The 25,968-nt window shown below is 70.7% G+C and carries 28 protein-coding genes; 10 read left to right on the top strand and 18 right to left on the bottom strand.

The window, feature by feature from the left end; all coding sequences use genetic code 11:
* Positions 1–18 precede the first annotated feature (18 nt).
* Positions 19–1,341: a solute carrier family 23 protein gene (locus EZ242_RS16450; RefSeq protein WP_420821259.1), complete on the top strand. Its 1,323-nt coding sequence runs from the start codon at positions 19–21 to the stop codon at positions 1,339–1,341.
* Between the two features lie 11 nt (positions 1,342–1,352).
* Positions 1,353–1,775 (top strand): hotdog fold thioesterase, encoded by a 423-nt coding sequence (locus EZ242_RS16455; RefSeq protein WP_135286271.1) that lies wholly within the window; start codon positions 1,353–1,355, stop codon positions 1,773–1,775.
* A gap of 138 nt (positions 1,776–1,913) precedes the next feature.
* Here the strand turns inward: EZ242_RS16455 and EZ242_RS16460 are convergent, their stop codons facing one another.
* The gene (locus tag EZ242_RS16460) at positions 1,914–2,471 is read right to left on the bottom strand and encodes a cob(I)yrinic acid a,c-diamide adenosyltransferase (RefSeq protein ID WP_135286272.1); all 558 of its coding nucleotides are present in this window, start codon (positions 2,469–2,471) and stop codon (positions 1,914–1,916) included.
* 154 nt (positions 2,472–2,625) lie between these two features.
* Between EZ242_RS16460 and EZ242_RS16465 the strand changes: the two genes are divergently transcribed.
* Together EZ242_RS16465 and EZ242_RS16470 are read left to right on the top strand one after the other, a co-directional pair.
* Positions 2,626–3,324, top strand: coding sequence for a hypothetical protein (locus tag EZ242_RS16465; protein ID WP_135286273.1), 699 nt, complete (start codon positions 2,626–2,628; stop codon positions 3,322–3,324).
* 91 nt (positions 3,325–3,415) lie between these two features.
* On the top strand, positions 3,416–4,840 hold the full coding sequence (locus tag EZ242_RS16470; protein ID WP_135286274.1) for an FAD-binding oxidoreductase: 1,425 nt from the start codon (positions 3,416–3,418) through the stop codon (positions 4,838–4,840).
* A gap of 110 nt (positions 4,841–4,950) precedes the next feature.
* On the opposite strand, the gene EZ242_RS16475 is transcribed toward EZ242_RS16470, so the two are convergent.
* From EZ242_RS16475 to hpaR, 12 genes are all read right to left on the bottom strand, one after another.
* Positions 4,951–5,865, bottom strand: a complete 915-nt coding sequence (locus tag EZ242_RS16475) for a DMT family transporter (protein ID WP_135286275.1) — start codon at positions 5,863–5,865, stop codon at positions 4,951–4,953.
* Positions 5,862–6,839, bottom strand: a complete 978-nt coding sequence (locus tag EZ242_RS16480; protein WP_135286276.1) for a 2-dehydropantoate 2-reductase — start codon at positions 6,837–6,839, stop codon at positions 5,862–5,864. Before EZ242_RS16480 ends, EZ242_RS16475 begins: the two co-directional genes overlap by 4 nt.
* A gap of 4 nt (positions 6,840–6,843) precedes the next feature.
* Positions 6,844–7,617 (bottom strand): class II aldolase/adducin family protein, encoded by a 774-nt coding sequence (locus tag EZ242_RS16485; RefSeq protein WP_135286277.1) that lies wholly within the window; start codon positions 7,615–7,617, stop codon positions 6,844–6,846.
* A 26-nt stretch (positions 7,618–7,643) separates the two neighbouring features.
* A complete protein-coding gene (ilvD, locus tag EZ242_RS16490) occupies positions 7,644–9,353 on the bottom strand; it encodes a dihydroxy-acid dehydratase (RefSeq protein WP_135286278.1) in 1,710 nt (569 codons plus the stop codon).
* Positions 9,350–10,147 (bottom strand): aldolase/citrate lyase family protein, encoded by a 798-nt coding sequence (locus tag EZ242_RS16495; protein WP_135286279.1) that lies wholly within the window; start codon positions 10,145–10,147, stop codon positions 9,350–9,352. The genes ilvD and EZ242_RS16495 overlap by 4 nt, the downstream gene beginning before the upstream one ends.
* A gap of 6 nt (positions 10,148–10,153) precedes the next feature.
* Positions 10,154–10,957, bottom strand: coding sequence for a 2-oxo-hept-4-ene-1,7-dioate hydratase (gene hpaH, locus EZ242_RS16500; protein WP_135286280.1), 804 nt, complete (start codon positions 10,955–10,957; stop codon positions 10,154–10,156).
* Positions 10,954–11,364 carry a 5-carboxymethyl-2-hydroxymuconate Delta-isomerase gene (locus tag EZ242_RS16505; RefSeq protein ID WP_135286281.1) on the bottom strand — a complete coding sequence of 137 codons (411 nt, stop codon included), beginning with the start codon at positions 11,362–11,364 and terminating at the stop codon, positions 10,954–10,956. Before EZ242_RS16505 ends, hpaH begins: the two co-directional genes overlap by 4 nt.
* Positions 11,365–11,377: 13 nt before the next feature.
* Positions 11,378–12,304, bottom strand: a complete 927-nt coding sequence (gene hpaD / locus EZ242_RS16510) for a 3,4-dihydroxyphenylacetate 2,3-dioxygenase (protein WP_135286282.1) — start codon at positions 12,302–12,304, stop codon at positions 11,378–11,380.
* A gap of 234 nt (positions 12,305–12,538) precedes the next feature.
* Complete coding sequence (gene hpaE / locus EZ242_RS16515; protein WP_135286283.1) at positions 12,539–14,008, bottom strand: 5-carboxymethyl-2-hydroxymuconate semialdehyde dehydrogenase; 1,470 nt, start codon at positions 14,006–14,008, stop codon at positions 12,539–12,541.
* Positions 14,005–14,763, bottom strand: a complete 759-nt coding sequence (locus EZ242_RS16520) for a fumarylacetoacetate hydrolase family protein (RefSeq protein WP_135286284.1) — start codon at positions 14,761–14,763, stop codon at positions 14,005–14,007. The genes hpaE and EZ242_RS16520 overlap by 4 nt, the downstream gene beginning before the upstream one ends.
* Positions 14,760–15,377 (bottom strand): fumarylacetoacetate hydrolase family protein, encoded by a 618-nt coding sequence (locus EZ242_RS16525; protein WP_135286285.1) that lies wholly within the window; start codon positions 15,375–15,377, stop codon positions 14,760–14,762. The genes EZ242_RS16520 and EZ242_RS16525 overlap by 4 nt, the downstream gene beginning before the upstream one ends.
* Complete coding sequence (gene hpaR / locus EZ242_RS16530; RefSeq protein ID WP_135286286.1) at positions 15,374–15,808, bottom strand: homoprotocatechuate degradation operon regulator HpaR; 435 nt, start codon at positions 15,806–15,808, stop codon at positions 15,374–15,376. The genes EZ242_RS16525 and hpaR overlap by 4 nt, the downstream gene beginning before the upstream one ends.
* Before the next feature lie 94 nt (positions 15,809–15,902).
* Here hpaR and radA point away from each other — a divergent pair, with 94 nt between their 5' ends.
* From radA to waaF, 5 genes are all read left to right on the top strand, one after another.
* A complete protein-coding gene (radA, locus tag EZ242_RS16535; RefSeq protein ID WP_135286287.1) occupies positions 15,903–17,282 on the top strand; it encodes a DNA repair protein RadA in 1,380 nt (459 codons plus the stop codon).
* A gap of 62 nt (positions 17,283–17,344) precedes the next feature.
* Positions 17,345–17,779: a glycerate kinase gene (locus EZ242_RS16540; protein WP_135286288.1), complete on the top strand. Its 435-nt coding sequence runs from the start codon at positions 17,345–17,347 to the stop codon at positions 17,777–17,779.
* Positions 17,780–17,821: 42 nt separating this feature from the next.
* Positions 17,822–18,757, top strand: coding sequence for a branched-chain amino acid transaminase (locus EZ242_RS16545; RefSeq protein ID WP_135286289.1), 936 nt, complete (start codon positions 17,822–17,824; stop codon positions 18,755–18,757).
* 5 nt (positions 18,758–18,762) lie between these two features.
* Positions 18,763–18,987, top strand: coding sequence for a zinc-finger domain-containing protein (locus EZ242_RS16550; protein WP_135286290.1), 225 nt, complete (start codon positions 18,763–18,765; stop codon positions 18,985–18,987).
* A 168-nt stretch (positions 18,988–19,155) separates the two neighbouring features.
* Positions 19,156–20,139 (top strand): lipopolysaccharide heptosyltransferase II, encoded by a 984-nt coding sequence (waaF, locus tag EZ242_RS16555; protein WP_135286291.1) that lies wholly within the window; start codon positions 19,156–19,158, stop codon positions 20,137–20,139.
* Positions 20,140–20,162: 23 nt separating this feature from the next.
* Here the strand turns inward: waaF and EZ242_RS16560 are convergent, their stop codons facing one another.
* The 3 genes from EZ242_RS16560 to EZ242_RS16570 all read right to left on the bottom strand — a co-directional run bounded on the left by EZ242_RS16560 (position 20,163) and on the right by EZ242_RS16570 (position 23,503).
* Positions 20,163–21,323, bottom strand: a complete 1,161-nt coding sequence (locus EZ242_RS16560; RefSeq protein ID WP_135286292.1) for a sensor histidine kinase — start codon at positions 21,321–21,323, stop codon at positions 20,163–20,165.
* Positions 21,324–21,330: 7 nt separating this feature from the next.
* A complete protein-coding gene (locus EZ242_RS16565; protein ID WP_240787125.1) occupies positions 21,331–22,050 on the bottom strand; it encodes a response regulator in 720 nt (239 codons plus the stop codon).
* 106 nt (positions 22,051–22,156) lie between these two features.
* Positions 22,157–23,503, bottom strand: a complete 1,347-nt coding sequence (locus EZ242_RS16570) for an AmpG family muropeptide MFS transporter (RefSeq protein ID WP_135286294.1) — start codon at positions 23,501–23,503, stop codon at positions 22,157–22,159.
* 32 nt (positions 23,504–23,535) lie between these two features.
* Here EZ242_RS16570 and EZ242_RS16575 point away from each other — a divergent pair, with 32 nt between their 5' ends.
* On the top strand, positions 23,536–24,462 hold the full coding sequence (locus EZ242_RS16575) for a M48 family metallopeptidase (RefSeq protein ID WP_135286295.1): 927 nt from the start codon (positions 23,536–23,538) through the stop codon (positions 24,460–24,462).
* 10 nt (positions 24,463–24,472) lie between these two features.
* On the opposite strand, the gene EZ242_RS16580 is transcribed toward EZ242_RS16575, so the two are convergent.
* Complete coding sequence (locus EZ242_RS16580; protein ID WP_135286296.1) at positions 24,473–25,111, bottom strand: MBL fold metallo-hydrolase; 639 nt, start codon at positions 25,109–25,111, stop codon at positions 24,473–24,475.
* On the bottom strand, positions 25,096–25,821 hold the full coding sequence (locus tag EZ242_RS16585; RefSeq protein ID WP_135286297.1) for a pseudouridine synthase: 726 nt from the start codon (positions 25,819–25,821) through the stop codon (positions 25,096–25,098). Before EZ242_RS16585 ends, EZ242_RS16580 begins: the two co-directional genes overlap by 16 nt.
* Between the last annotated feature and the right edge of the window lie 147 nt (positions 25,822–25,968).

The following is a 25,968-nucleotide window of genomic DNA, read 5'->3' on the forward strand; positions in this document are numbered from 1 at the left end:
AGGAGAAGCAGCATGGGGATGTTCAGCTGGGTCGAGCGGCCCTCGGGGGTGCTCGCGCAGGGCGGGGTGATCGGGCCGGACGAGCGCCTGCCCTGGGCGCAGACGGCCGTCATGGGCGTGCAGCACGTGATCGCCATGTTCGGCGCCACCGTGCTGGCGCCGCTCCTGATGGGGTTCGACCCGAACGTGGCCATCCTCATGAGCGGCGTGGGCACGCTCATCTTCTTCCTCATGACCGGCGGCAAGGTGCCCAGCTACCTGGGTTCCAGCTTCGCCTTCATCGGCGTGGTGATAGCGGCCACGGGCTACACGGGGCAGGGGCTGAACCCGAACATCGGCGTCGCGCTGGGCGGGATCATCGCCTGCGGCGTCCTGTACTTCGTGATCGGCGCCGTGGTCCATGCCTCCGGCACGGGCTGGGTGGAACGCTTCATGCCGCCGGTGGTCACCGGCTCGGTGGTCGCCGTCATCGGCCTGAACCTCGCCGGCATTCCCATCAAGAACATGGCGCCGACCAGCTTCGACGCCTGGATGCAGGCCCTGACCTTCGTCTCGGTGGCGGTGGTGGCGGTGTTCACGCGCGGCATGGTGCAGCGCCTGCTGATCCTGGTGGGCCTGATCGTGGCCAGCATCCTCTATGCCGTGCTCACCAACGGCCTGGGGCTGGGCAAGCCGCTGGACTTCTCGGGCATCGCCGCCGCCCCGTGGTTCGGCCTGCCGAACTTCGCCGCGCCGGTCTTCAGCCCGCAGGCCATGCTGCTCATCGCGCCGGTGGCCATCATCCTGGTGGCCGAGAACCTGGGCCACATCAAGGCCGTCACGGCCATGACCGGGCGCAACCTGGACGTGTACATGGGCCGCGCCTTCATGGGCGACGGCGTGGCCACGGTGGTCAGCGGCGGCGTCGGCGGCACGGGCGTGACCACCTATGCCGAGAACATCGGCGTCATGGCCGCGACCAAGATCTACTCCACCGCCATCTTCCTGGTGGCCGCGCTCATCGCCATCGTGCTGGGCTTCTCGCCCAAGTTCGGCGCCGTGATCCAGGCCATCCCGCTGCCGGTGATGGGCGGCGTGTCCATCGTGGTCTTTGGTCTCATCGCCATCGCCGGCGCGCGCATCTGGGTGGAGAACAAGGTCGATTTCTCCGACAACCGCAACCTCATCGTGGCCGCCATCACGCTGGTGCTGGGCACGGGCGACTTCACGCTGCGCTTCGGCGGCTTTGCCCTCGGCGGCATCGGCACCGCCACCTTCGGCGCCATCCTGCTGTGGGCCGTGCTCGGCCGCGGCCGGCCGTCCGCCGCCACCGCCGCGGCCGGCGATGCGCCGGTTCGCTAACATCGCCCCTCATGCGCATCTGGACCCATCCCATCTCCATCGAGCTGCTCACCGAGAGCCACCGCAACACCGCGCCCGAGCGGCTCGGCATGGAGTTCCTGGAGGTCGGCGACGACTTCATCCGCGGCCGCGTTCCCGTGGACGAGCGCACGCGCCAGCCCTATGGCCGCCTGCACGGCGGCGTGAGCGTGGTGCTGGCCGAGACGCTGGGCTCCTGCGGCGCGGCCTACAGCTGCCCGCCCGGCCACCAGGTGGTGGGGCTGGACATCAACGCCAACCACCTGCGCGGGCCCACCGAAGGCTGGGTCACGGGCATCACGCGGCCGGTGCACATCGGCCGCAGCACGCAGGTGTGGCAGATCGACATGCAGGACGACCAGGGGCGCCTGACCTGCGTGTCGCGGATCACGATGGCGGTGTTGTCGCCGCGCTAGAAGGTGCGAATGAATCTCCTTTGCGACCCGATCTGGCGCCTGCGCTTCTCGCCGTACCCAGGTACGGCTGCGATGCTCCGCGCCACCTCGGGCCGCTCGCTACGATTCCTTCACACCTTCTAAGCCTCAGCCTCAGCCTCAGCCCCTGGCCAGCCTTTCGCTGCGCCAGTACACGTCGTCCCCGCCGTCCATCCGGTTCAGGACGCGCGCCAGCACGAAGAGCAGGTCCGACAGGCGGTTGAGGTACTGCCGGGGCGCCTCGCGCAAGGGCTCGGCGGCGCCCACCGCCACCACCGCGCGCTCGGCGCGCCGGGCCACCGTGCGGCATACATGCGCCTGCGCCGCCGCGCGCGTGCCGGCCGGGAGGATGAATTCCTCCAGCTTGGGCAGGCGGGCGTTGTGCTCGGCCAATGCCTCGTCCAGCGCCAGCACCGCATCGTCCTTCAGCAGCTCGAAACCCGGGATCGACAGCTCGCCGCCGAGGTTGAACAGCTCGTGCTGCACCTGCACCAGCAGCTCACGCACGCCCTCGGGCATGGCTTCGCACAGCAGCAGGCCGATGTGGGAATTGAGCTCGTCCACGTCGCCCAGCGCCTGGATGCGCGGGCTGTCCTTGGGCACGCGGGTGTTGTTGCCCAGGCCGGTCGTGCCGTCGTCCCCGGTACGGGTGGCGATCTGGGTCAGGCGTTTGCCCATGGCGGCTCCTTCTGTGGTGGCAGGCACAAGCCGGCATTGTCGCCCGCGCGCGGCGGGCCTCGTCCTACGCGCGCTTGCTCGGCACGCCCATGGTCCGCGCCGGGGCGCTCGGAGAGCATGAGTGATCAGCCCGCCTGTCGGGCAGGAGAAAGCCATGCGTGTGAACCTCATCCGAAGCACTGTCGCCGCCGCGGCCCTGGTCGGCGCTGCGGCCGCGCTGGCGCAGCCGGCCGCCGTGCGGCCCGCACCCAGCGTAGGGGGTGGCCCCGTGACCATCGGCAGCCCGGGCGTGGTCACGCCCGGCGCACCGGCGCCGGCGGGGCTGCCTTCGCCGTCCCCTTTCCCGGGCGGGCTCAACTCGCCGATCCAGGGCAACCTGCCTTCGCCCATCCAGGGCACGCTGCCCTCGCCCATTCCCGGCAGCCTGCCGTCCCCGCAACCCTTCCCGGGTGGCGTGCCCTCGGGCGCCATCCTGCCGCCGGGCGTGCCCGATCCGGGCACGGGCGTGGTGACGCCGCCAGTGGGCGCAGCGCCCGTGGCGGTGCCTGGAGTGGACCCCGGCATGGGTGTCGGCGTCGGGGTGGGCGGCGGTGGATCGCGCGTCCCGGTGGCGCCGCCCGCCACGGCCACCCTGGGCGGCGCCGGCTCGCGGGCCGTCCCCGCGCCCCTGCCGCCCTACACGGCGGTGGACATCGCCCGCTCCTTCCTCGGGGCGGACACGGACCGCGACGACGAGCTCACCCGGGCCGAGGCGCAATTCCTCACCGTCGCGCCCATGAGCTTCGAGCAGATGGACCGCGACGGCAACGGGCGGGTGACGCGCTTCGAGTACCAGGACGCCATGGGTCAGTAGGCCGCGCTGGCGCGGGGCCGGGTGCGCTGGACGCTTGCGGCGGACTAAACTGCCGCCGTCGCCCGCGTGCGCCGATTGCAGAAGGACCCCCATGAACGCTCCCACCGATCTCACGCATTTCGTTCCCGAGGTGCAGCCGCGTCCCGTGCCGCAAGCCCTGCTGGAGGCCCTGCAGGCGCGCTTCGGCGCGCAGTGCTCCACCGCCATGGCGGTGCGCGAGCAGCATGGCCGGGACGAGTCGTCCTTCAGCGTCCCGCCGCCGGCGGCCGTGGTCTTTGCCGAGTCCACGCAGGACGTGGCCGATGCGCTCTCCCTGGCGCAGCAGTACGAGGTGCCGGTCATCCCCTTCGGCGTCGGCTCCTCGCTGGAGGGTCACCTGCTGGCGGTGCAGGGCGGCATCAGCATCGACCTGGGCCGCATGAACCGCGTGCTCGCGGTCAACGCCGAGGACCTCACCGTCACCGTGCAGCCGGGCGTCACGCGCAAGCAGCTCAACGAAGAGATCAAGAGCACGGGCCTGTTCTTCCCCATCGACCCCGGCGCCGACGCCAGCCTCGGCGGCATGTGCGCCACGCGCGCGAGCGGCACCAATGCCGTGCGCTACGGGACCATGCGCGAGAACGTGCTGGCGCTGGAAGTGGTCACCGCCAGCGGCGAGGTGATCCGCACCGGCACGCGGGCGCGCAAGTCCTCGGCCGGCTACGACCTCACGCGCCTGTTCGTCGGCAGCGAGGGCACGCTGGGCGTCATCACCGAGATCACGCTGCGCATCTACCCGCTGCCCGAGGCCATTTCGGCGGCGGTGTGCTCCTTCCCCAGCATCGAGGCGGCGGTGCGCACCACCATCCAGGTCATCCAGCTGGGCGTGCCCATCGCCCGCGTGGAGCTGATCGACCAGCACACGGTGCGCATGGTCAACGCGCACAGCAAGCTGGGCCTGCGCGAGCAGCCCATGCTCCTCATGGAGTTCCACGGCTCGCCCGCGAGCGTGAAGGAGCAGGCCGAGACGGTGCAGGAGATCGCGGCCGAGTTCGGCGGCACGGCCTTCGAGTGGGCCACCACGCCCGAGGAGCGCACGCGCCTGTGGACCGCGCGGCACAACGCCTACTTCGCCGCGATTCAGTCACGCCCGGGCTGCCGCGCCATCTCCACCGACACCTGCGTGCCCATCTCGCGCCTGGCCGACTGCCTGCTCGACTCCGTCGAGGAAGCCGACGCCAGCGGCATCCCCTACTTCCTCGTGGGCCACGTGGGCGACGGCAACTTCCACTTCGGCTACCTGCTGAACCCGGACGACCCGCGCGAGCGCGAGGTTGCCGAAGGCCTGAACCAGACCCTGGTCGCACGCGCCCTGCGCCTGGGCGGCACCTGCACCGGCGAGCACGGCGTGGGCCTGCACAAGATGGGCTTCCTGGTGGACGAGGCGGGCGCCGGCGCGGTGGAGATGATGCGGACCATCAAGCGGGCGCTGGACCCGAAGAACATCATGAATCCGGGGAAGATTTTTTCGCTCTGATGTTCTCGACGAACAGCGATCCCAGACCTCGGTCGGGCTGAGCGTTTATCCACCGCGGGGCCAAGGCCCCGGTGGAAGACATCGCCAATCAAACACATCCGTTCGGGCGATCACCGCTTCCTCATCCCCAGCCACATCACCGCCCCCACCACCACCAGCGCCCCCAGCACCTGCACCGGGGCGATGGCCTGGCCCAAGATCAGCCAGGCGAGCACCAGGGCGAACACCGGCTCGACGTTCATGATGGCCGAATTGCCGACCACGCCCAGCTTGGGCAGCACGGTGAACATGATGGTGAAGGCCGTGCCGAAAAGGGCGGTGAGGGCGGCCAGTCCGCCCCATCCGGCGGGTGCGGTGGGCAGGTGGAAGCCACCCTGGGCCGCGACGGTCGCCAGGCCCACGAGGCCGGCGATGGCCATGGTGGTGGCGGTGCGCACGCGGCCGTCCACGTCGCCGGCTTCGTGCTGCGTGATCACCAGGGCGAGGCCGAATACCGCCGCGGCCGTGAGGGCGAAGGCCACGCCGGCTCCGATGCGCGCCCACTGGCCGCCTGCGCCCAGACCCGAGGCGGCGCCGAAGACGTCCAGCGCGAGGGCCAAGCCGAAAAGGATTACCGGCATGGCCATGAGCGTCGCGCGCTCGGGCCGGTGGCGGTACACCAGCGCGGCCCAGAACGCCGTCCAGAGCGGATAGGTGTTGAAGGCCAGCAGCGCCAGCGCCACCGGCAGCCGCGCGACCGAGGAGTAGAGGCACAGGCTCTGCACCCCGATCAGCAGGCCGACCGCCGGCAGCATTCGCTTGTGGCGGGCGGTGAAGCGCGGGCGCACCCGCTGTGCCAGCACGACGGCCGTCACGACGCCGGCGGTGACGAAGCTGCGGAACACCACGGCCGTTGCCACATCCACGCCGTTGTTGAAGGCGATGCGCGCGGCCACGTGGTTAGCGCCCATCATGAGCGCGATGAGCAGCAGGGTCGCGAAGGCCGCGCCACTCAGGGCGCGCAGCGGCGGGGCGGTGGCGCTCACGGATAGAGCCCGCGCACGCGCGCATGCAGGCGCGCCAGGCCGAGCAATGCGTCGGAGAAAGGCGTGGGCACGCTGGTCAGGCGGCCGATCTCCTGCACCACGGTGACCAGCGCGTCGAGTTCCACGGCGCGGCCGGCTTCCACGTCCTGCAGCATGGAGGTCTTGAAGGCGCCCAGCTTCATCGTGACCTGGTGCCGGTCCTCCGGTTCTTGCTCGATGGGGATGCCGATGCGGTGGCCGATCTCGCGCGCTTCCAGCATCACGCGCGAGATGAACTCGCGCACCTGCGGGTCGGCCAGGATGCGGTCCGTGGTGGCGCCGGTGATGGCGCTGACCGGATTGACGGTCATGTTGCCCCAGAGCTTGTACCAGGCGTCCTTCTGGATCTGCTCGGACAGCTGCACCTCCAGGCCGGCTTGCTGCAGCAGATCGACCAGGGCGCGCACGCGCGCCGTCTTCTCCCCCGAAGGCTCGCCCACGATCAGGCGCTTGCCGAAGTGGTGCTGCACGTCCCCCGGACCCTTGAGCGAGCAGCTCGCGTGAACCACGCAGCCGATGATGTGCCGCGCGGGGATGCAGCGCGCGATCTCGCCGCCCGGGTCCACCGACTCCAGATGGCTGCCGGCCAGCGCGCCGCCGAAGCCGTCGAAGAACCACCAGGGCACGCCGTTCATGGCGGTGAGGACGAGGGTCTGCGGCCCGAGCAGCGGAGCGATGTGACGCGCGACCTCCGCCATGGCCGGCGCCTTCACGGCGATGACCACGAGGTCCTGCACGCCCAGGGTTGCCGGCGATTCGCTCGCCTCGACCGGAACTGCGAACGATTCGCCGCCGCTGGCAAGGCGCAGTCCGTGCTCGCGCAGCGCGGTGAACGTTGCGCCGCGCGCGACCACGCTCACGGGGGTTCCCGCGCGCGCCAGCGTCGCACCGATCCAGCCGCCGATGGCGCCGGCGCCGTAGATGCAGGTCTTCATCGTGTCACTGCTTGTAGGAGGGGTCGATGCGCTCCACGCGCCGCACCAGCGCGTCGAACACGTCCTGGCCGGCGCCGAAGCGCGTGTCCCATTGCAGCGCGTCGCGCGTGGTCTTGCGCACCACGTCCTCGGGCACGGGGATCGCGGGGCCGAGCGTGGCCTGCGCCAGCTGGATCTCGCAGGCGCGGTTCAGCGTCCACAGCCGCACGAAGCACAGGGGCAGCGAGGGCGCCCAGGCGAGCAGGCCATGATTGCGAAGGATCACCAGCGGCTTGTCGCCGATGGCTGCGAGCAGGCGCGGCGCCTCGTCGGCGTGCACGGTGATGCCTTCGAAGTCGTGGTAGGCCACCATGCCGCCGACCTGCGCCGAATAGAAGTTGTTCTGCGCCAGGCCGCCGGCGGTGCAGGCCACCGCCACCCCGGCGGTGGTGTGCGTGTGCATGACGCAGTGCGCCTCGGGCAGGTGCTCGTGGATGGCCGAGTGCACCGTGAAGCCGGCCGGGTTCACGCCCCAGGGGCTGTCCTCGATCTTGTTGCCCTGCACGTCGATCTTCACCAGGTTGCTGGCCGTCACTTCCGAGTAGTGCAGCCCGAAGGGGTTGATCAGGAAGTGCTTGCGGCCGCCCGTCACGCTGTCCGGCAGGCGCACGGTGATGTGGTTGTAGATCATCTCCGTCCACCCCAGCATGTCGAACACGCGGTAGCAGGCGGCCAGCTGGACGCGGGCCTGCCATTCGTCGGGGTGCATGGTGGCGGTGGGTTGGGCCATGGCGTTCATGGTTTCCTCGTGGGTTGGCAAGGGATTCAGGACTCGTCGCGCAGCCACACCACGCCGCCCGAGTGGGTGACGGCGCCCTGGTGGCTGGGCCGCACGGTGGCGGCGTACTTTTCCAGCAGGCCGCCGCGCGGCGTGGGTCGGGGCCTGCGTTCGGCCAGGCGCGCCTGGATCTGCGCGTCGCTCAGCGCGACGCGGATGCTGCGCGCCTCGGGGCGGGCATCGATGTGGACCGTATCGCCGTCACGCAGGGCGGCGATCGGGCCGCCCTCGGCGGCCTCGGGGCCGGCATAGCCGATGCACAGTCCCCGCGTCGCACCCGAGAAGCGGCCGTCGGTCAGCAGGGCCACGCGGTCGCCCATGCCCTGGCCATAGAGCAGCGCGGTGATGCCCAGCATCTCGCGCATGCCGGGGCTGCCCTTGGGGCCTTCGTTGCGCACGACCAGCACGTCGCCGGCTTGGTAGCGTCGGTGCTGCACGGCGGCCTGCGCCTCCTCTTCGCTTTCGAACACGCGGGCCGGTCCGCTGAAGACCAGCGTGGCCAGGCCCGCGGTCTTGAGCAGCGCGCCGTCGGGGCAGAGGTTGCCCTTGAGCACCGCCACGCCGCCCTCGCGGGCGCGGGCGTTCTCGATGCGCCGCACCACCTCGCCGTCGGGCTCGGCCGCTCCTTCCAGCGCCTGGGCCAGGGTCTGGCCGGTGAAGGTGAGCGCATCGCCGTGGAGGAAGCCGCCGCGCAACAGCTCGCGCAGGATGACCTGCGCACCGCCGATCTCGTGCACGTCGCGCGCATGGAAGCGTCCGCCGGGGCTCAGGTCGCCGATCAGCGGTGTGCGCGCGAAGACCTCGGCCACGTCGTCCAGGTGGAACTTGATGCCCGCCTCGTGCGCGATGGCCGGCAGGTGCAGCGCGGCGTTGGTCGAGCCGCCCGTGGCGGACACCACCGCGCAGGCGTTCTCCAGCGCCTGGCGCGTGACCACGTCGCGCGGCAGGGGGCCGTCGCCGGCCACGGCCTTCATCAGTGCGCGGGCCGCGCGGCGCAGCATGGGGGCGCGCTCGCTGTACACCGCCGGGATCATGGAGGAGCCGATCGGCGCGAGGCCCAGGGCCTCGGACACCATGCCCATGGTGTTGGCCGTGAACTGGCCCGCGCAGGCGCCCGTGGTCGGAATGCAGGAATGCGTGACGGCGGCGAGTTCCTCGGTGCTGGCGGTGCCGGCCAGCACTTTGCCGATCGTCTCGTAATTGTGGACCGCGTTGATGTCCTGGCCCGCCAGGCGCCCGGGTAGCGCCGCGCCGCCGTGCACGAACACGCCCGGCACGTTGCAGCGCACGATGCCCATCATCAACCCGGGGAGGTTCTTGTCGCAGGCCCCGATGGCGAAGATGCCGTCCCACTGGTGGCCGCGCGTGGAGGCCTCCACGCTGTCGGCGATCAGCTCGCGGGAGATCAGCGAGAAGCGCATGCCCGAATGCGCCATGGTGAGGCCGTCGGAGACCGAGACCACCGGGCACTCGTGCGGGGTGCCGCCGGCGGCGTAGATGCCGGTCCTGGCGTGCTGGGCCTGATCGCGCAGGTTGGCGTTGCAGGGGCTCATCTCGCCCCCGGTATGGAACACGCCGACGTGCGGCCGGGCGATGTCCTCGTCGTCCTGGCCCAGGGCGTGCAGGAAGCCGCGCGCGCTGGCGCGCAGCAGGCCCTCGTGCATGGTGGCCGAGCGCAGGCGGGGCTTGTCCGTCATGGCGCACTTCCTGCAGGCTGCGCCTTGAACTTCGCGGCCAGCGCACTGGTGGCGCGCGCGAGCAGGTAGGTGTCCACGCCCACCGCGACGAAGGTGGCCCCGAGCGCGAGGTAATGCGGCGCCAGCGTGTCGTCCACGGTCAGGATGCCCGCGGCCTTGCCGGTGCGCACGATGCGGCGGATGGCGTCGTCCACCGCTGCGCGCACCTCCGGATGGCCCGCATTGCCGGTGTGCCCCAGCGAGGCCGCAAGGTCCGCGGGCCCGACGAAGACGCCGTCCACGCCGTCGATGGCGGCGATGGCCTCGATGTTGTCCAGCGCGGTCCGGCTCTCCACCTGCATCAGCAGGCACACCTGCTCGTTGGCCTCGTGGGCATAACGCGGGTAGCGGCCCCAGCGCGAGGCGCGTGCACCGCCCAGGCCGCGCAGGCCCGCGCCCGGGTAGCGGCTCGCGCGCACGATGGCTGCCGCCTGCTCGGGCGTGTCCACCATGGGCACCAGCAGGCTCGTGTAGCCGATGTCCAGGTACTGCTTGATCAGCGTCTGGCCGACCTCGCCGTGGCCCATGGGCACGCGCGCGACGGCGTGCGAGCCGGGGTAGCCCGCGATGGCCTGGGCCTGGTGCAGCATGGTCTGCAGGTCGTTGGGCGAATGCTCGCCATCGACCAGCAGCCAGTCGAAGCCGGCGCCGGCGCAGATCTCGGCGGTGTAGCCGTTGGCCAGGCCGAGCCACAGGCCGATCTGGGCGCGCTTGTCGGCCAGGGCCTGCTTGAAGGGATTGACGGGCGTTTGCATGGGCGCTTACTCGAAATGGAAACTGAAGCGGCCGAGGGGGCCGTAGTCGGCCTCGAAGCGGTCGCCGGCCTTGGCGGCCACGGGCCGCGTGAACGAGCCGGCCAGCACCACCTGCCCGGGCTCCAGGCACTCGCCCCAGGGCGCGAGCTTGCCGGCCAGCCAGGCCACGCCGATGGCCGGGTGGCCCTGCACGCCGGCGGCCAGGCCCGTTTCCTCCACCACGCCGTTGACGCGCAGGATGGCGCCGCACCAGGGCAGGTCCACCTCGCGCGGGGCCACGCGGCGCCCCCCCAGCACGATGCCGGCGTTGGCGGCGTTGTCGCTGATGGTGTCCTGCACGCGTCGCATGGCCTTGGTGTGGCGGTCGAACTGCTCGATGCGCGAGTCGATGATCTCGACGGCCGGCTGCACGTAGTCGGTGGCGTCCAGCACGTCGTCCACCGTGAGGCCCTCGCCCTGCAGGCGCTGCTTGAGCACGAAGGCCAGCTCCACCTCCACGCGCGGGGCGATGAAGCGCTGCATGGGCAGCGCGCCGGGCTCGAAGAACATGTCGTCCACCAGGGTGCCGAAGTCCGGCTCGTCGATCTGGCTGGAGATCTGCATGGCGCGCGAGGTCAGGCCGATCTTGTGGCCGCGCACGCGGCGGCCCTCGGCCAGCTTCATCTTCACCCAGGCGCGCGAGACGGCATAGCCGTCCTGCAGCGTCATCTGCGGGTGGCGCTTGCTGAAGTGCTCCACCTGCACGCGGGTTTTTTCGCTCTGGTGCAGTTCGGCGGCGAGTTGCTCGATGAGGTCGGCGGCGAGGGTCATGCGGCTTTGTTGAAGAGGGGGTGCAGGGTGCTGTGCTTGGCGTCGTACACCTGGCCGGGGCTTTCGTCCACGTTCACGGTGATGCCGATCAGCTCGCGCTCGAAGATGGGCGCGAAGTGCGCCTTCACCGTCTGCAGCAGGGCGTCGCCGGCCGCCTGCTTCACGGCGTCGCTGCGGCCCGCGGCCATGCGCAGGTTCAGGTACATGAAGGCGTAGTCGCCGCGGCCGTCGGCCACCGCGTAGTGCGCGGCGGGGTAGGCCAGCACGCGCGTGCCGCCCGTGGGAAAGACCTGCTTGCCGGCCTCGTCGCGCACCGACAGCATGGTGTCGGCGAGCGCGCGGCACAGGGCCGTGAGGTCGGTCTTGGGCTCGATGTTGGGCGTGTAGAGGATCACCAGGTGCGGCATGGCGGCGTGCTTCTCAGAGGCGGCTGCTGATGGCCGTGTAGCCCTCGGCCGAGGAGGCCTGGGCCCGCGGGATGGCGGCGCCGGTCTGCGGCGTGACGGGGAAGATGGCGTTGATCTGCCCGGTGCCGGAGGCGCCGAAGTAGGGCGTCACGATCTCGGCGTGGCCGTCATAGTCGGACCAGCCCAGGGCGCCCAGCAGCATGGCGGTGTCGTGCATGAAGCCTTCGCCGTGGCCCTTGGCGGCGTACTCGGGCAGCATGCCGCAGAAGGTCTTCCAGTCGCCGGCCTGCCACATGCGGATCACGTCCCGGTCCAGTGCTTCCAGGAAGGGGCTCCAGATCTTGAAGCCGAACTCGGGGGCGAGGCCGTTCTGCGCGAAGCGGTGCGAGAGCGACCCGCTGGCGAGCACGGCCACCGTGCCGTCGTACTCGTCCTCGATGGCGCGGCGGATGGCCCAGCCCAGGCGCGCGCTGTCGTTGAGGTAGTGCGCCATGCACAGCGCCGAGACCGACACCACCTTGAAGTGCTGGTCGGCATTCATGTAGCGCATGGGCACCAGCGTGCCGTACTCGGGGTTGAGCGTGGTCGCGTCGTGCGCCAGTGTCTCGACGCCCATGTCGTTGGCCACCCGCGCCATGGCCTGGCCGAGCACCGGGTTGCCGGAGAACTCGAAGGTCATATTGCTGATGAAGTGCGGCAGCTCGTTGCTGGTGTACAGGCCCTTCCAGTGCGGCGCGCAGTTGATGTGGTAGTTGGCGTTGACCAGCCAGTGCGTGTCGAACACCACGATGGTGTCCACGCCGAGTTCACGGCAGCGGCGGCCGATCTCGACGTGACCGTCGATGGCGTCCTGGCGCGAGCCCTTGCGGGGGCCGTCGATCTCGCTGAGGTACATCGACGGAACGTGGGTGATCTTGGCGGCGAGGGCGAGCTTACCCATGATGAACTCCCGAAAGATATTGAAGCCCTCCCCTCGAGGGGAGGGTTGGGGAGGGGGGAGACCCGGTACGCCCCTTGGGGGCTGCGGCCATAGGCCGCATGCCCCTCGAGGGGAGGGTTGGGGAGGGGGGAGCCCCGGTACGCCCCTTGGGGGCTGCGGCCATAGGCCGCATGCCCCTCGAGGGGAGGGTTGGGGAGGGGGGCGTTCCAGCACGCCCCAAAGGGGGCGGCGGCGTCACGCCGCCGTCCCCCAATGCGGGATGTGATGGGAGCCCAGGGACATCGCGACGTTCTTCGGCTCCAGGAACACCTCGTAGCTCCAGGTGCCGCCCTCGCGGCCGGTGCCCGAGGCCTTGGTGCCGCCGAAGGGCTGGCGCAGGTCGCGCACGTTCTGGCTGTTGACGAAGCACATGCCGGCCTCGATGGCCGCCGCCACGCGCAGCGCCCGGCCGGCGTTCTCGGTGAACACGTAGCTGGACAGGCCGTAGTCGATGTCGTTGGCGATGCGGATGGCGTCGGCTTCATCCGTGAAGGGGATGAGGCAGGCCACCGGCCCGAAGATCTCGTCCTGCGCGATCTTCATGCGGTTGTCCACGTCGGCGAAGACCGTGGGCAGGACGTAATTGCCCTTCTTCACGCGGTCGGGCACCGACGGCGCATCGAGGCCGCCGCACAGCAGCGTCGCGCCTTCCTTGGGCCCCAGCTCGATGTAGCTGCGCACCTTGGCCAGGTGCGCCTGCGAGATCATGGGGCCGACGATGGTCTTCTCGTCCAGCGGATCGCCCACGGTGATGTTCTTCGCCCGCGCAACGAACTTCTGCACGAAGTCGGCGTAGATGCTTTTCTGCACCAGGATGCGGCTGCCCGCGGTGCAGCGCTCGCCGTTGTTGGAGAAGATCATGAACACCGCGGCGTCCAGCGCGCGGTCGAGGTTGGCGTCGTCGAAGATCACGAAGGGGCTCTTGCCGCCCAGCTCCATGCTGAACTTCTTGAGGCCCGCTTCCTTGACGATGCGGTTGCCCGTCGCGGTGGAGCCGGTGAAGGAGATGGCCCGCACGTCGCGGTGGCGCACCAGCGGCTCGCCCGCCTCCTTGCCGTAGCCGTGCACGAGGTTCAGCACCCCGGGCGGAATTCCGGCCTCCAGGGCCAGCTCGCCCAGGCGCGCGGCGGTCATCGGCGAGAGCTCGCTCATCTTCAGCACGGCGGTGTTGCCGAAGGCGAGGCACGGCGCGACCTTCCAGGTGGCGGTCATGAAGGGCACGTTCCAGGGCGAGACCAGCGCGCACACGCCCACCGGGTGGAAGAGCGTGTAGTTCAGGTGCGTCTCGGTGGGATAGGTGTGGCCGTCCACCCGCGTGCACATCTCGGCGAAATAGTAGAAGTTGTCCGCCGCGCGCGGCACCAGCTGCTTGCCGGTCTGCGCGATCACCTGGCCGGTGTCGTTGGTCTCGGTCTGCGACAGCTCGGGCACGTGCTGGGCGATCAGGTCGCCCAGCTTGCGCACGAGCTTCGCGCGTTGGGGCGCCGGCAGGCCCGCCCACTTGGGAAATGCCTCCTTCGCGGCGGCGACGGCGGCGTTGACTTCCGCCTCGCCGCCGCTGGCCACCTCGGCCAGCACCTCCTGCGTGGCCGGGTTCACGGTGTCGAAATAGTCGCGGCCGGCCACCGGCTTGCCGTCGATCAGGTGGTTGATGCGCTGTGTCATTCGCTGCCCTCGATGGTGTTCATGAGGGCGCCCAGGCCCTCGATTTCCGTGACGACGACGTCGCCGGGCCGGCAATCGACCACGCCGTCGGGCGTGCCGGTGAGGATCAGGTCACCAGGCCGAAGCGTCATGAAGCCGGAGAAGTATTCGACGAGGAAAGGCACGTCGAAGATCATGTCTTTCGTGTTGCCGCTCTGCGTGACCTTGCCGTTGACGGTGGTGCGCAGCGCCAGGGCCATGGGGTCGGGCACGTCCCCGCGGTCCACCAGCCACGGCCCCAGCGGCGTGGCGCCGTCGCGGTTCTTCACCCGCAGGTTGGGGCGGTACCAGTTTTCCAGGTAGTCGCGGATCGCGTAGTCGTTGGCGACCGAGTAGCCGGCGATGAAGTCGTAGGCATCGCCGCGCCGCACCCGGCGCGCGGTGCGGCCGATCACCACGGCGAGCTCGCACTCGTAGTGCATGAAGTTCACCCCGGCGGGGCGCCGCGTGGTGCGGCGGTGGCCATTGAGCACGCGATCGCTGCCCTTGATGAAGGCGAGCGGCTCCTCCGGCGCCTTGAATTCCAGCTCCTTGGCATGGTCGGCGTAATTCAGGCCCAGGGCAAAGATGGTGCGCGGCGGGGCGACGGGTTCCAGCGGCGGCAGCCACTGCACGGCTTCGGGTGCGAGCAGGCGCCCGTCCGGCAGCAGGACCTGGCCGTCCCGTTCGGTGGCACGTTGGACCTGGCCGTCCACGATGACGCGGGCGTGCTTCATGCGGCCTCCTGCTCGACGGTGTGACGCAGCACGCCCAGCCCGGGCGCGCTCAGTTCCACGGTATCACCGGCGCGCACGCGCGGGCGCTGCGCCTCGCAGCCGAGCATGAGGAGCTCGCCCTCGCCCAGCGTCATGAACTCGCTGACATCGGCCAGCAGCTGCGCGGGCGGACGCACCAGCGCGTCGAAGCGCACGGTCTGGCGCAGCTCGCCGTTGACGCGCACCTCCAGCGCGAGCGCAGCCGGGTCATCGACCGGGGCCGCCGTCTCGCCCAGGCCGAGCGAGCGGTCGAAGCAGCGCTGCTTGACGGCCGGGCGGAAGAAGCTCGCGTGCGGCAGCGACACGTCGTTGACCAGCACCCAGCCGCCGACCACGCCGGGCGCGGCCATGACCATGGCGAGCGTGGCGCCGACCTCGACCTCCTCGACCCCCTGGGGAATGACGATGGCTTCGCCGGGAGCACACCAGGTATTGGCGGGCTTGACGTAGAGCACCGGCGCCTTGGGCGGAGCCTTGTACGGCGCCTCGTGCATGCGCGCACCCAGTGCCTCGTGCTCACTGCGGAAGTTCATCAGCGTGCCGTACACGGCGCCCGCTGGACGGAAAGGACTCATTCGGGTTTCTCCAGTTCGATGACCTGGTCCAGCAGCTCGTAAAGCTGGCGCAGGTTCTGCTTGCCCAGGGACTTCTCCATCCAGGCGTAGTGGGCTTCCACGGCGCTCGACAGCGTCTCCACCAGCGCCAGCCCGCGGGGCGTGGCCCGCACGACCGTGCGCCGCTGGTCGGCCGCGTCGCGCTCGCGGGTGATGAGCCCGTCGCGTTCCATGCGCGCCAGCATGCCGGTGAGGCTGGGCCCGAGGATGAAAGCCTCGCGCGCCACGCGCCCCGTCTCCACCGTGCCGTGCTCGCCCAGCACGCGCAGCACGCGCCACTGCTGGTCCGACAGGCCGTGCTCGCGCAGGCTGGGCCGCGTGTGGGCCATGACGGCTTCGCGCGCCTGCAGCAGCAGGCGCGGGAGGTTGCGGTGGGCGAAGCGAGGGGCCATGGTGGCGGTGAATTGATTAACATGTTAAATGAAACGGCCGCCATGTCCAGACCAGGGGCATCGGGCCTGGCCCAGCCGGTGACAATCCCGCCCCATGGCCAAGGAAAAAACCGTCTTCACCTGTACCGAGTGCGGGGGAACCAGCCCACGCTGGCTCGGCAAGTGCCCCGCCTGCGAGGCCTGGAACACGCTGGTGGAAACGGTGGCCGAGTCCTCGTCCGGCGCGGCGCGCAACCGCTTCGCGCCGCTGGCCGGCTCGGCGGCGGTCGCGGTGCTGGCCGACATCGAGGCGGCCGAGGTCGCGCGCACGCCCACCGGCATCGACGAGCTCGACCGCGTGCTGGGTGGCGGCATCGTCGAGGGCGGTGTGGTGCTGATCGGCGGCGACCCGGGCATCGGCAAATCGACCTTGCTGCTGCAGGCGCTCGATGGGCTGCAGCGGGCGCAGGTCCCGACGCTCTACGTGACGGGCGAGGAGTCGGGCGCGCAGGTCGCGCTGCGTTCGCGCCGGCTGGGTCTGGACCACTCGCAGGTGAAGGTGCTGGCCGAGATCCAGCTGGAAAAGATCCTGGCCACGCTGGCATCCAGCCAGCCGGCCGTGGCGGTGATCGACTCCATCCAGACCGTGTATTCCGACCAGCTCACGTCCGCGCCGGGCTCCGTGGCCCAGGTGCGCGAATGCGCCGCGCACCTCACGCGCGCGGCCAAGGCAGGCGGAACGACCGTGGTGCTGGTCGGCCACGTCACCAAGGAAGGCGCGCTTGCCGGCCCGCGCGTGCTGGAGCACATGGTGGACACGGTGCTGTACTTCGAGGGCGACACGCATTCGAGCTTCCGCCTCGTGCGCGCCATCAAGAACCGCTTCGGCGCCGTCAACGAGATCGGCGTCTTCGCCATGACCGAGCGCGGCCTCAAGGGCGTGGCCAACCCCAGCGCCATCTTCCTGTCCCAGCACAGCGAGCCGGTGCCGGGCAGCTGCGTGCTGGTGACGCTGGAGGGCACGCGGCCGATGCTGGTGGAGATCCAGGCCCTGGTGGACAGCGGCGGGCCCAGCCCGCGCCGTCTCTCTGTGGGCCTGGAGCGGGACCGGCTTGCCATGCTGCTGGCGGTGCTGCACCGCCACGCCGGCGTGGCCTGCATGGACCAGGACGTGTTCGTCAACGCCGTGGGCGGCGTTCGCATCAGCGAGCCGGCGGCGGACCTGGCGGTCATGCTGGCGATCACCTCGTCCCTGCGGGGGCGGGCGCTGCCCAAGGGATTCCTGGCCTTCGGCGAAGTGGGCCTGGCCGGCGAGGTGCGGCCCGCGCCGCGCGGCCAGGAGCGCCTGCGGGAAGCGGCCAAGCTGGGCTTTTCGGTGGCGGTGGTGCCAAGGGCCAATGCGCCGAAAAAGGGCAGCCGGGAGCTGGAGGGGCTCACGATCCACCCGGTCGAGCGCATCGAGGAGGCCATGGAGGTGGTGCGCGGGCTGGCGTGAGCGCGCGGGCTACGCAGTCGCCACAGCCGGAGCTCCCCGCGCGGCGCGAGACAATCGCGGCCATGAAATTGCAAAGGATTCTGGTCGCCGCGGCCGCCCTGGGCGTGCTCTGGCTTGCATGGCACACGTATGGCGCCCCCGGGCTGGCCGTCGCCGCGAGCGCCCTCGTCATGTGGCTGCTGCTGCACTTCACCCGACTCATGTACGTGCTCAAGCGTGCCGCCGACCGGCCGGTGGGCTATGTGGGAAGCGCCGTGATGCTCAACGCGAAGCTCAAGCCCAAGTGCAACCTCATGTACGCCCTGATGCTCACGCGCGCGCTGGGCGAGCAGCTCTCGCCCAAGGACCAGCAGCCCGAAATCTTCCGCTGGACCGACCCTGGTGGCTCCAGCGTCACCTGCGAGTTCCTGGACGGCAAGCTGGTGAAGTGGACCCTGTACCGGCCGCCGGCCACGGCCGATGCGTCCGCCCCGGTGGCGAGCCCATCGGCGCACTAAAATCGCCGGCTTGCTTTCCCCCTGACCCCCGAAGGACGAGACATGAGCGTTGTTCCCAGCATGGCCGACCGCGACGGCAAGATCTGGATGGACGGTGAAATGGTCGACTGGCGCGACGCCAAGATCCACGTCCTGAGCCACACCCTGCATTACGGCTGCGGCGCCTTCGAGGGCGTGCGGGCCTACAACACCGAAGCCGGCACCGCCATCTTCCGCCTGAAGGAGCACACGGACCGCCTCTTCAACAGCGCCAAGATCCTGCGCATGGCCATCCCCTTCAGCAAGGAGGAGGTCAACGAGGCGCAGAAGGCGGTGGTGCGGGCCAACAAGCTGGAAAGCTGCTACCTGCGCCCGCTCACCTGGTACGGCTCCGAGAAGCTGGGCGTGAGCCCCAAGGGCAACCGGGTCCACCTCATGGTGGCGGCCTGGGCCTGGGGTGCCTACCTGGGCGAAGAGGGCCTCAAGCGCGGCATCCGCGTGAAGACCTCCAGCTACACCCGCCACCACGTCAACATCACCATGACGCAGGCCAAGGCGGTCTCCAACTACTCCAACTCCATCCTCGCCAACATGGAGGCCCTGGACGACGGCTACGACGAGGCCCTGCTGCTGGACGCGAGCGGCTTCGTGAGCGAAGGCGCGGGCGAGAACATCTTCGTGGTCAAGGACGGGAAGATCTACACGCCCGACCTGTCGGCCGGCGCGCTCAACGGCATCACGCGCAACACGGTGTTCCACATCTGCGCCGACCTGGGCCTGGAGATCGTGCAGAAGCGCATCACGCGCGACGAGATCTACATCGCCGACGAAGCCTTCTTCACCGGCACGGCCGCCGAGGTCACGCCCATCCGCGAACTCGACCGCGTGCAGATCGGCGCCGGCGCCCGCGGGCCCATCACGGAGAAGATCCAGTCGGCCTTCTTCGACATCGTCAACGGCCGCAACCCCAAGTACGCGGACTGGCTCACGCGCGTCTGACGGCCATGAGCACCACCGCCCCCCGCAAGGAAGCCGCCGTCGAGCTGCTGGCCAAGGACCTCAACGGCAACGGCGGCATCTTCTGTCCCAGCCCCAAGGCCGACATGAAGCTGTGGAACACCCACCCGCGCGTGTACCTGGACGTGGCCACCAGCGGCGAGGCCAAGTGCCCGTACTGCGGCACGGTGTACAGGCTCAAGGCCGGCGAGCACTTTGGCGGCGGCCACTGAGCTTGCTTTCTCCTTCCCCCTCTGGGGGAAGGTCGGGATGGGGGCTGCGCGCGCCGACGACCTCACTGGCACGCAAGCCCCCACCCCCACCCTCCCCCAGAGGGGGAGGGGCCTCCTTCTCCTTCCCCCTCTGGGGGAAGGTCGGGATGGGGGCCGCGCGCCCACGACATGACCCGCTCCCTCGTCATCGCCCCGCAATGGATCGGGGACGCCGTCATGACCGAGCCGCTGATGCGCCGCCTGCATGCACGCGGCGAGCGGCTCACGGTGGGCGCGCTGCCCTGGGTCGCGCCGGTGTACCGCGCCATGCCGCAGGTGGCCGAGGTCATCGAGTTTCCCTTCCAGCACGGTGGCCTGCAGTTCGCCGCGCGGCGCCGCCTCGGGCGCGAGCTGCAGGGGCGCTTCGAGACGGCTTATGTGTTGCCCAACTCGCTCAAGAGCGCGCTGCTGCCTTTCCTCGCCAGCATCCCGCGCCGCGTGGGCTATTTGGGTGAATCCCGCGTCGGCCTGCTCACGCACCGGCTGAAGAACCCCTCGGGCAAGCCGCCCATGGTGGCCTTCTATTCGGCGCTGAGCGGCGAAGCCGACGTCTCCGGCGACCGGCCCCGCCTGGTGCTGCCCGAAGGCGAGATCGACCGTGTGGCGGCCCTGCACGGCCTCGCGCCGCAGGGCTACTACACCTTCGCAGCCGGTGCCGAGTTCGGCCCCTCCAAGCGCTGGCCCCCGGAGCACTACGCGGAACTGGCCCGCGGGCTCGATGCGCCGGTGCTGCTGCTCGGCTCCGGCAAGGAGGCCGAGCTGTGCCAGGCCATCGCCGACGCCGCGCCGGGCCGCTGCCTCCAGCTCGCCGGCAAGACTTCATTAGCCGACGCCTTTGCCCTCATCGCAGGCGCCCGCGCCATGGTGAGCAACGATTCGGGCCTGATGCACGTGGCCGCGGCCTTCGGCGTGCGGCAGGTGGCCCTCTTCGGCTCCACCAGCCCGCTGCACACACCGCCGCTGAACGAGCGCGCGCAGGTGCTCTGGCTCAAGGACGACCCGACCTACCAGCCGCCGCTGGACTGCGCGCCCTGCTTCGAGCGCGAATGCCCGCTGGGGCATCACCGGTGTTTGCGGGACCTGTCGGCGCAGCAGGTACTGCGGAGGCTCTGAGCCGCGCGCGGGTCGGCCTGGCTTCAAGCGGCGGCCGGCAGCCTCACCACGAAGGACGCCCCGCCCCCTTCGCGCCCCTCGCAGCGCACGCTGCCGCGGTGCCGTTCGACGATGGACTTCACCAGGGCCAGCCCCAGGCCCACGCCGCCCGCGCGTTCGCTCGCGCCGGGCAGGCGGTAGAAGGGCTCGAAGATGCGTTCGCGTTGCTCCGGCGGCACGCCGGGCCCGCGGTCGTGCACGGAGAGGACGGCCTGGCCGCCTTCGCGGCGCACGGCCATGCTCACCGGGCCCTCGCTGTAGCGGCGGGCGTTCTCCAGCAGGTTGCGCACCACGCGCCGCAGCAGGCGCGCGACGCCGGGCACCTCGACCGCGTGGCCGTCTTCGGAGACCAGCAGCTCCGCGTCCAGCCGCGCGCATTCCTCGGCGGCCAGGCCGGTGAGGTCCACCGTCTCCACGGGGCCGATGTCGGCGTCCGGCGCATCGAGGCGGCTGGCCAGGAGGATCTCCTCGACCAGCTGGTCCAGCTCGGCGATGTTGCGCTCGATCTCGCGCCGCGCCGCCGCGTCGGCCTGCGGGCCCATCAGCTCCAGCCCCATGCGGATGCGGGCCAGCGGCGAGCGCAGCTCGTGCGAGGCATTGGCCAGCAGCGACTTGTGGCTGGCGACCAGTTGCTCGATGCGCTCGGCCGCGCGGTTGAAGCGGCGCGCGAGGAAGGCCACTTCGTCGCCGCCGGAGTCGTCCACCCGGGCACGCAGGTCGCCCTCGCCCCAGCGCTCCACGCCTTCACGCAGCGCCTCCAGGCGCTTGGTCAGGCGCCGCGCAATGGGGAAACTGCCCACGGCCACGGCCACGGCCGCGATGACCAGCAGCAAAAACCAGCCGCTGGAGCCGCGCAGCCAGCGGTCCGGCGGCGACGCGCCGGGCGGGCGCGGACGCGGCGGGATCTGCACCGAAAGCGTCCGGCCGTCCCGCATCGCCACCGAGAATTCGAGTCCCTCGCCCGGCACCCAGACGGGCCGGCCCCGGCTCAGGCCGACCACCTGGTCGGCCTCGTCGCGCACGATCAGCTCGCGCATGGGCCGCTCCTCGCGGCTGGCCTGGAACAGCCAGCCGAAGAAGAGCGTGATCACCACGACGGCTGCCACCACCGCCAGCCACAGTCGCAGGTACAGGGGCAGTTTCACCGCCGGTTCAGTCCTGCTGCCTGGCGAACACGTAGCCCACGCCGCGCACGGTGAGGATGCGCTTGGGGTTCTTGGGATCGGCCTCGATGGCCGCGCGGATGCGCCCCATGTGCACGTCGATGGAGCGGTCGAAGGCTTCCAGCTCGCGCCCGCGCACGGCCTCCATGATCTGGTCGCGCGTGAGCACCCGGCCGGCGCGCTCGGCCAGGGCGGCCAGCAGGTCGAACTGGTAGGAGGTGATCTCGCGCGCTTCGCCCGCCACCGTGACGGTGCGCGCATCGCGGTCGATCTCCAGCGAGCCGAAGCGCATGATGCGCGCCGACGGCGCCGCCTCGCCGCGCCGGCGCAGCACCGCGCGGATGCGCGCCAGCAGCTCGCGCGGCTCGAAGGGCTTGGGCAGGTAGTCGTCCGCGCCCATCTCCAGGCCGATGATGCGGTCCATGGGATCGCCCTTGGCCGTGAGCATCACGACCGGCAGGCGCGCCGCGTCGCTGGGGAGCGCGCGCAGGCGCCGGCAGACCTCCAGGCCGTCCATGTCCGGCAGCATCAGGTCCAGCAGCACCAGGTCCGGCAGCCCCGCTGCCGTGGGGGCCTCCAGCAGGGCCAGGCCCGCCTTGCCGTCGGTCGCATGGGTGAGGACGAAGCCCGACTGCTCCAGGTACTCGCCCACCATCTGCGCGAGGCGGGCGTCGTCTTCGATCATCAGCAGTTGCGGCATGCGGCGCATCGTAGCGAGCGGGGAGCGCTCCATGCTGCGGTCGGCCGGCGGCAGCAGCTTGTCGCGGCCGTAAAGAAAGGTAAAGCCCCTGCGCGGACCCGCGCCGACCCGCGCTTCACCCGCTCCGGTTCGCGGCAGGCTGCACCCGCGCGGCCAGCGCCACCAGCAGCAGCACCGGCACCCCGAGGGCGGCCGTGCCGGTGAAGAAGGCGCTGTAGCCGAAGGCGTCGACGAACTGCCCCGAGAAGCCCGCCAGCCACTTGGGCAGCAGCAGCATGATGGAGCTGAAGAGCGCGTACTGCGTGGCCGAGTAGCTCACGTTGGTGAGGCCGGACAGGTAGGCGATGAAGGCGGCCGAGGCGATGCCCGAAGCCAGGTTGTCGGCCGAGATGACCAGCACCAGCGCCTGCACGTCGTGCCCGCGCGCGCCCAGCCAGGCGAACAGCAGGTTGGTGAAGGCACTGAGCACCGCGCCGAGCATCAGCACCCGCATCACGCCCAGGCGCAGCGCCATGACGCCGCCGATGAAGGAGCCCAGGAGCGTCATGGCCACGCCGTACACCTTGGTGACCGCCGCCACTTCCTCCTTGGTGTAGCCCATGTCCACGTAGAAGGGGTTGGCCATGATGCCCATGACCACGTCGCTGATCCGGTACACGGCGATCAGGGCCAGCACCAGCCCCGCCTGCCAGCGGTAGCGGCGCACGAAGTCGGCGAAGGGCTCGACCACCGCCTCGCGCAGCCATTCGGCCAGGCCGCGCGCGCTCGGTTGCGGCCGCCGCAGCGGTTCGGGGGAGAGCAGCACCGTGAGCAGGCCCACGGCCATGGAGCCGGCCATCACGAGGTAGGCGAGGCGCCAGGCCTGCGGCTGGTAGCCGCCCGCGCCCGCGGACTCCGCCTGCGCAGCCAGCCACAGCACGCCGGCGCCGGCCCAGATCATGGCGAGCCGGTAGCCGGTCTGGTAGGCGGCCGCGAGCGCGGCCTGTCGTTCGGTGTCGGCCGATTCGATGCGGAAGGCATCCAGCGCGATGTCCTGCGTGGCCGAGGCGAAGGCCACCACCAGCGCGCACCCCACCAGCGCCTGCAGCTGCTGGCGCGGATCGACGAAGGCCATGCCCGCCAGCCCGGCCGCGATGGCGAGCTGGGACAGCAGCAGCCAGCTGCGGCGCCGCCCCAACAAGCGCGTGAGCCCGGGCAGCGGCAGCCGGTCCACCAGCGGCGCCCAGGCCCACTTGAAGCCGTAGGCGAGGCCCACCCAGGAGAGGTAGCCGATGGTGGTGCGGTCGATGCCGGCCTCGCGCAGCCGGAAGCTCAGCGTGCCCAGCACCAGCAGCAGCGGCAGCCCGGCGGAGAAGCCGAGGAACAGCATGCGCCAGGTCGCGGGTTCGAGGTAGACCTGCAAGGCACGGAGCCAGCCGTCCCGGCGCGCGGTCTGCGGCGGTGTGATGATGTTGTCTGACATGGGGGCGCAGCGCGCTCATTATGATGGGCCGCATGTGCCAGCTCTGCGATGCCAGGATCTCGGACGCGCTCGCGCGTCAACGCACCGGTGTGGCGCGCCGGACCTTCCTGCTGGCCACCGGTGCCGGCCTGTCGGGCGCGGCGGTCGGCCAGGTCGATGTCGGCGAAGCCTCGCGCCTGCGCACCCTGATCCCGGCCGAGGAGCTGGAGCAGGCGGCCGCGCAGGAATACCAGCAGCTGCTGGCGCAGGCGCGCGCCAAGGGCGTGCTGGCACCGCCCGGCAACCCCTCCCTGCAGCGCCTGCAGAACATCGTCTCGCGCCTGATTCCCCCGGCCGTGCGTTGGAACGAACGGGCCCGCAACTGGCGCTGGGAGGTCAACCTCATCAACAGTCCGCAGGTCAACGCCTTCGTGATGCCCGGCGGCAAGATCGCCGTGTACACCGGCCTGCTGGAGAAGCTCAAGCTCACCGAGGACGAGGCGGCCATGGTGCTCGCGCACGAGATGGCGCACGCCTTGCGCGAGCACGCCCGCGAGCGCATCGCCAAGACCCAGGGCACGGGCATCGGCCTGTCGGTGCTGGGACAAATCCTGGGGCTGGGCCAGCTCGGCGACGTGGCGGCCAACCTGGGCACGCAGCTGCTGACCCTGCGCTTCAGCCGGGAAGACGAGATCGAGTCGGACCTGGTCGGCCTGGAGATCGCCGCGCGCGCGGGCTACGACCCGGACGCGGCCGTGAGCCTGTGGCAGAAGATGAACCAGGCCGGTGGCAGCAGCGGCCCGGCCTTCCTGTCCACGCACCCGAGCGGGCCGGAGCGCATCCGGCGGCTGCGCGAGAACGTGCCGCGCGTGCGCGGGCTGTACGAGCAGGCCCGCGCGGGGCGAGCCGGGCAGCCGGCCGCCACCGTGGCGCCGTCCCGCAGTGCGCCCGCATCGGCGGGCATTCCCATCATTCGCTGAACCAGCGCTATCAGCGGTCGCGCACGTAGGGGTTGGTCCGCCGCTCCTGCCCGAAGCTGCTCTCGGGTCCGTGCCCCGGAATGAACACCGTCTCGTCGCCCATGGGCCAGAGCCGCTGCGTGATGCTGGCAATCAGCATGGCGTGGTCGCCCTGCGGGAAGTCCGTGCGGCCGATGCTGCCGGCGAAGAGCACGTCGCCCACGAAGGCGCGCTGCAGGTCGGGCGAATGGAACACGACATGGCCCGGCGTGTGGCCCGGGCAATGCCGCACGTTCAGCGTGTGCGCGCCCAGGCTCACCGTGTCGCCGTCCTGAAGCCAGCGAGTCGGCGTGAAGGCCTCGGCGGGTGGAAAGCCGAACATCGCGCCCTGCTGGGGCAGCGCCTCGATCCAGAACCGGTCCGCCTCATGCGGGCCGATGACGGGCAGGTCCTGCCGGCGTGCCAGCTCGGCAGTGCCGCCGGCATGGTCGATGTGCGCGTGGGTGAGCCAGATCTGCTCCAGCTTCAGTCCGCGTCGCTGCACTTCAGCAAGCAGCCGGTCGAGATCGCCGCCCGGGTCGATGACGGCGGCCTGCAGGGTCTGGTCGTCCCAGACGATCGAGCAGTTCTGGGCGAAGGCGGTGACGGGGATGGTCAGGTAGCGGAGCATGGCGGGCGCCATTCTGGCGCAGGCAGGAGCGGCGCCCATTCCGGCCCGGCCGGTGCGTGCAGGTCCAGCACGCCGCCGGGTGCGGGCAAGCGCAGTTGCCCCGCGTGCAGCCACAGGCGGGCTGTTCCGAGCCACTGCGCCACCGCGCGGTTGTGTGCGCCCTTGCCGTGCGTGCTGTCGCCGACCAGCGGATGCGCGATGTGCTTGAAATGCCGCCGGATCTGGTGCCGCCGGCCCGACAGGGGCTGCACCCCGACCAGGGCATAGCGGCTGGTCGGGTGGCGGCCATCCACCGGGAACGGCCACTCGAAGGTGGCCAGGCGCTGCCAGTCGGTGCGCGCGTCCAGGTGCGGCTGGCCGGCCGACGGCCGCTCCGGGTCGCGCGCGAGCGGCTGCTCGATGCGACCTTGCTCCGCCGGCCATCCGCGCACCAGGGCCAGGTAGTGCTTGGCCGCCAGGCCGTCCCGGAACACGCGGCCGTAGTGGCGGGCCGCCTCGGCATGGCGGGCCAGCACCAGCACGCCGCTGGTCGCCTTGTCGAGCCGGTGCAGCGGATACAGGACCTGGCCGAGCTGGGCTTGCAACTCGGCCAGGACCGTGACGTTCTCCTGCGCGTCCAGGCGGCTCGGATGCACGAGCATCCCGGCGGGCTTGTCAACGGCGACCACATCCGTATCGAGGTGCAGGAGGCGAAGTTCAATGCTGCTCATCAGCTGGAAGGCTCGACGTTGTGGAGCGTAGGGTGGCCAGGTTTTATTTGTGCGGCCCTTGGCGGCCGACGCAGAGTTTCCCTTGCTCAGCCGCAGGGTAAACAAATGCGATTTGCTTCAGCCGGCCAGCGCTGCCACAGTCCGGCC

The organism is Ramlibacter rhizophilus, assembly GCF_004681965.1.
Classification (GTDB): Bacteria; Pseudomonadota; Gammaproteobacteria; order Burkholderiales; family Burkholderiaceae_C; genus Ramlibacter; species Ramlibacter rhizophilus.

What these genes read in the sequence shown, in the direction of transcription:
- EZ242_RS16450 (WP_420821259.1), top strand. Translation starts at nt 19, where the DNA reads ATGTTCAGCTGGGTCGAGCGGCCCTCGGGGGTGCTCGCGCAGGGCGGG.
- EZ242_RS16455 (WP_135286271.1), top strand. Translation starts at nt 1,353, where the DNA reads ATGCGCATCTGGACCCATCCCATCTCCATCGAGCTGCTCACCGAGAGC.
- EZ242_RS16460 (WP_135286272.1), bottom strand. Translation starts at nt 2,471, where the DNA reads ATGGGCAAACGCCTGACCCAGATCGCCACCCGTACCGGGGACGACGGC.
- EZ242_RS16465 (WP_135286273.1), top strand. Translation starts at nt 2,626, where the DNA reads ATGCGTGTGAACCTCATCCGAAGCACTGTCGCCGCCGCGGCCCTGGTC.
- EZ242_RS16470 (WP_135286274.1), top strand. Translation starts at nt 3,416, where the DNA reads ATGAACGCTCCCACCGATCTCACGCATTTCGTTCCCGAGGTGCAGCCG.
- EZ242_RS16480 (WP_135286276.1), bottom strand. Translation starts at nt 6,839, where the DNA reads ATGAAGACCTGCATCTACGGCGCCGGCGCCATCGGCGGCTGGATCGGT.
- EZ242_RS16485 (WP_135286277.1), bottom strand. Translation starts at nt 7,617, where the DNA reads ATGAACGCCATGGCCCAACCCACCGCCACCATGCACCCCGACGAATGG.
- ilvD (WP_135286278.1), bottom strand. Translation starts at nt 9,353, where the DNA reads ATGACGGACAAGCCCCGCCTGCGCTCGGCCACCATGCACGAGGGCCTG.
- EZ242_RS16495 (WP_135286279.1), bottom strand. Translation starts at nt 10,147, where the DNA reads ATGCAAACGCCCGTCAATCCCTTCAAGCAGGCCCTGGCCGACAAGCGC.
- hpaH (WP_135286280.1), bottom strand. Translation starts at nt 10,957, where the DNA reads ATGACCCTCGCCGCCGACCTCATCGAGCAACTCGCCGCCGAACTGCAC.
- EZ242_RS16505 (WP_135286281.1), bottom strand. Translation starts at nt 11,364, where the DNA reads ATGCCGCACCTGGTGATCCTCTACACGCCCAACATCGAGCCCAAGACC.
- hpaD (WP_135286282.1), bottom strand. Translation starts at nt 12,304, where the DNA reads ATGGGTAAGCTCGCCCTCGCCGCCAAGATCACCCACGTTCCGTCGATG.
- hpaE (WP_135286283.1), bottom strand. Translation starts at nt 14,008, where the DNA reads ATGACACAGCGCATCAACCACCTGATCGACGGCAAGCCGGTGGCCGGC.
- EZ242_RS16520 (WP_135286284.1), bottom strand. Translation starts at nt 14,763, where the DNA reads ATGAAGCACGCCCGCGTCATCGTGGACGGCCAGGTCCAACGTGCCACC.
- EZ242_RS16525 (WP_135286285.1), bottom strand. Translation starts at nt 15,377, where the DNA reads ATGAGTCCTTTCCGTCCAGCGGGCGCCGTGTACGGCACGCTGATGAAC.
- hpaR (WP_135286286.1), bottom strand. Translation starts at nt 15,808, where the DNA reads ATGGCCCCTCGCTTCGCCCACCGCAACCTCCCGCGCCTGCTGCTGCAG.
- radA (WP_135286287.1), top strand. Translation starts at nt 15,903, where the DNA reads ATGGCCAAGGAAAAAACCGTCTTCACCTGTACCGAGTGCGGGGGAACC.
- EZ242_RS16540 (WP_135286288.1), top strand. Translation starts at nt 17,345, where the DNA reads ATGAAATTGCAAAGGATTCTGGTCGCCGCGGCCGCCCTGGGCGTGCTC.
- EZ242_RS16545 (WP_135286289.1), top strand. Translation starts at nt 17,822, where the DNA reads ATGAGCGTTGTTCCCAGCATGGCCGACCGCGACGGCAAGATCTGGATG.
- EZ242_RS16550 (WP_135286290.1), top strand. Translation starts at nt 18,763, where the DNA reads ATGAGCACCACCGCCCCCCGCAAGGAAGCCGCCGTCGAGCTGCTGGCC.
- waaF (WP_135286291.1), top strand. Translation starts at nt 19,156, where the DNA reads ATGACCCGCTCCCTCGTCATCGCCCCGCAATGGATCGGGGACGCCGTC.
- EZ242_RS16565 (WP_240787125.1), bottom strand. Translation starts at nt 22,050, where the DNA reads ATGCGCCGCATGCCGCAACTGCTGATGATCGAAGACGACGCCCGCCTC.
- EZ242_RS16570 (WP_135286294.1), bottom strand. Translation starts at nt 23,503, where the DNA reads ATGTCAGACAACATCATCACACCGCCGCAGACCGCGCGCCGGGACGGC.
- EZ242_RS16575 (WP_135286295.1), top strand. Translation starts at nt 23,536, where the DNA reads ATGTGCCAGCTCTGCGATGCCAGGATCTCGGACGCGCTCGCGCGTCAA.
- EZ242_RS16580 (WP_135286296.1), bottom strand. Translation starts at nt 25,111, where the DNA reads ATGCTCCGCTACCTGACCATCCCCGTCACCGCCTTCGCCCAGAACTGC.
- EZ242_RS16585 (WP_135286297.1), bottom strand. Translation starts at nt 25,821, where the DNA reads ATGAGCAGCATTGAACTTCGCCTCCTGCACCTCGATACGGATGTGGTC.